General features: G+C 40.6%; 5 protein-coding genes. 1 reads left to right on the top strand and 4 read right to left on the bottom strand.

The annotated features are described in order from the left end of the window. The 4 genes from ACM0OW_RS25670 to ACM0OW_RS25655 form a co-directional block, all read right to left on the bottom strand. Positions 1 to 256 (bottom strand): hypothetical protein (locus ACM0OW_RS25670; protein ID WP_414553541.1); only part of this gene is annotated, 256 nt, incomplete at its 3' end. Positions 257 to 819: 563 nt separating this feature from the next. Next, positions 820 to 1,062, bottom strand: a complete 243-nt coding sequence (locus ACM0OW_RS25665; protein ID WP_414553539.1) for a hypothetical protein — start codon at positions 1,060 to 1,062, stop codon at positions 820 to 822. Next, the gene (locus ACM0OW_RS25660) at positions 1,059 to 1,259 is read right to left on the bottom strand and encodes a hypothetical protein (protein WP_414553537.1); all 201 of its coding nucleotides are present in this window, start codon (positions 1,257 to 1,259) and stop codon (positions 1,059 to 1,061) included. Before ACM0OW_RS25660 ends, ACM0OW_RS25665 begins: the two co-directional genes overlap by 4 nt. Continuing rightward, on the bottom strand, positions 1,256 to 1,468 hold the full coding sequence (locus ACM0OW_RS25655) for a ribbon-helix-helix domain-containing protein (protein ID WP_414553536.1): 213 nt from the start codon (positions 1,466 to 1,468) through the stop codon (positions 1,256 to 1,258). Before ACM0OW_RS25655 ends, ACM0OW_RS25660 begins: the two co-directional genes overlap by 4 nt. Positions 1,469 to 1,789: 321 nt before the next feature. Between ACM0OW_RS25655 and ACM0OW_RS25650 the strand changes: the two genes are divergently transcribed. Further along, on the top strand, positions 1,790 to 2,047 hold the full coding sequence (locus ACM0OW_RS25650; protein WP_194003766.1) for a hypothetical protein: 258 nt from the start codon (positions 1,790 to 1,792) through the stop codon (positions 2,045 to 2,047). The last annotated feature ends 132 nt before the right edge of the window (positions 2,048 to 2,179 follow it).

Raw genomic sequence — 2,179 nt, 5'->3', positions numbered from 1 at the left:
CAATATCGAGTAGTAGCCAGTGGGAACCGATGACATTGGCTTTACTGCGCCATTTACCGCCTAATAAGCCAGCACAAATGGCGTGACCTGCTTTGATATGGCGCTGGACATCCGCTAGAGTCCCTTCTGTATCTTGGAAGTTGGCGGCCAGCTTTTTAAAGTCCCAGTCTTTGTTTCTGCCACAGATGTTAACAGCGAATTTAAACTGTGGCCTTTGGTCTTGAATTTTTGGCAATGCACGGTTGCTATTTATCACAGATTTTTCCCTCAAATACTTGGTTTTTAGTATTTGGAGGGGGTTATCGCGCTGCTACACCTGATATCTTGAAAATTTGCTGTGCTACTTTGCTTTATCGATTTTTGGATGATGAAATTAGAATTTGATGACTTTTTTGTCAAAATTTGCCAGTAGATGCACACCACGATTGACACAAGAACCCATATAATATGGGAAGGCAGCGCAGATTGAATCTCATTTTGCCAATCAGTGGTTTTCAAGCGCCAACTTTTCCGCCACTGTTTTGGGTTTCGTGAGACACCCCTGCTCCAACAACAATAAATGTTTGGAAGATTCAATTTTGAGTCTTGGATAAAGCGTCACTACTTAGTAGGGGCGTTTTTGTCCATTTATCTGTTTGTACTGTTTTATATTGACCTCCGTTGTATTTTTTGTTTAGTTAATAGCTTGATTGTACAGAACTGCTGGCCTTCTAAGATCCAATTTAGCTACATCTTTCTGTAAAAATGCTTAATGTTTGGCTGTAAAAACTGGGGATTGCTGCCAAGACAGGGACTTGCAATCTTAGCAATCGCCCGTCACTAAGCCACATTTTTAACCCAGTTTATTCCCTCTCCACACCACTGAACCAGCAACCAACGATTAGAATTTTTATCCAATGCAGGGAGAACACGGAAGTTAAACACTTCCTCCCACACTTCTACTCCATGCTGATTAACAAAATCCGCTTCTAGGTCTTTAAACTGCTGCCATTGGCGATCGCCAATGGCGGTAAGCATTGGAATGATAGCGGTGACTGAAACTTGTTCTGCTACGGTGGTCATTCTGGGTAATCCTCAAAAATACAAATAAATCGCATTGATGGCTTTTTAGTGTTAATAATTTTAACCAACCGCTTACCTTTGCTTCTGGCAAGTGCAAAACAGCCTAATTCTGTTTCGGCTGCTGACCAATCTCTGTGATCCGTTATGGGGTCAAAATTTTCTTCATTTGGGTTGTCTGGTTGGTTTTCATCGGTCATGTTTGACGATCACTTGCCTCTAGCCTTCTGTAACCAGGAGGATATTTGGAGGGAAATTTAGCCCTTACTGCCTGTTCCACAAGAAAAGCTACGAGATTAGCTGTGGCTCTACCTTCTTCATCAGCCCATATTTGCAAATCTTCATAGACTACATCAGGTAAAACAATAGTCGTTCTTTTAGTCATTTCGATGAAAAAAGTTTTATTCATCGATTATAGTCTCATCTGGTAATCGTCTTGTTGATTTTCATGCTTTTGCATATTAAAATTCATGCGATTCTATGCTAATATAGCATCAATAAACCAAAAGCAGTCACGAAACAAAGGCAATGGAAGCCAGAAAGTGCTGCTAAGGCTAACCAATGGTCGGAAATTGGATAACAGCCAATTGTGCTGAAATATCTGCCAAATTCCCAGAATTCAAGACTTTAAAAAAACTGACCCATGACAGTAACATTCGCCAAAGCCAAAAATTTGCTCAATCCAGCTGATCAAAGCTGTTAACAAAAATTTTTGTAGAAATGTAAACCCATGAAATATGACTCTCGGCGCATCACCATTTCCTACTTAGCAGTGGAAGAATTGTGCAAAATGTTTGGACTGCCTCAAGACGTGCCAACCCAAGCATTATCCGCAGCAGTAGAGAAGTTAATTTTTCAAGCTGATAACAGTGTGCAAGCGGAGAGTTATGCAATTCATCCGCATACCCAAAACAACCTAACAGCAAGCAATGGAGGTCGTAAAAACCTTAAATATTGTAATCCAGATACCGCATATTTAGCTCAGTAAACCATAGATCCACTCCCAAAATGCAGGATGTGTAATTCAGATACGCGAGATGTGTAATTCAAATACGCAAGATGTGTAGGGAGCAACGCGATTTTGTGAGTTTGGACAAAAAACAAGCGATCGCTAATAATC

It is taken from the genome of Anabaena sp. CCY 0017 (assembly GCF_963920885.1).
Taxonomy (GTDB): domain Bacteria; phylum Cyanobacteriota; class Cyanobacteriia; order Cyanobacteriales; family Nostocaceae; genus Nodularia.
The sequence above is the reverse complement of the archived record's forward strand: the minus strand, read 5'-3'. Positions and strand labels throughout refer to the sequence as shown.

Bases quoted from the DNA above. Each gene is read 5' to 3' on its own strand.
- ACM0OW_RS25660 (WP_414553537.1), bottom strand. From the start codon at position 1,259: ATGACCGATGAAAACCAACCAGACAACCCAAATGAAGAAAATTTTGAC.
- ACM0OW_RS25665 (WP_414553539.1), bottom strand. From the start codon at position 1,062: ATGACCACCGTAGCAGAACAAGTTTCAGTCACCGCTATCATTCCAATG.
- ACM0OW_RS25650 (WP_194003766.1), top strand. From the start codon at position 1,790: ATGAAATATGACTCTCGGCGCATCACCATTTCCTACTTAGCAGTGGAA.
- ACM0OW_RS25655 (WP_414553536.1), bottom strand. From the start codon at position 1,468: ATGAATAAAACTTTTTTCATCGAAATGACTAAAAGAACGACTATTGTT.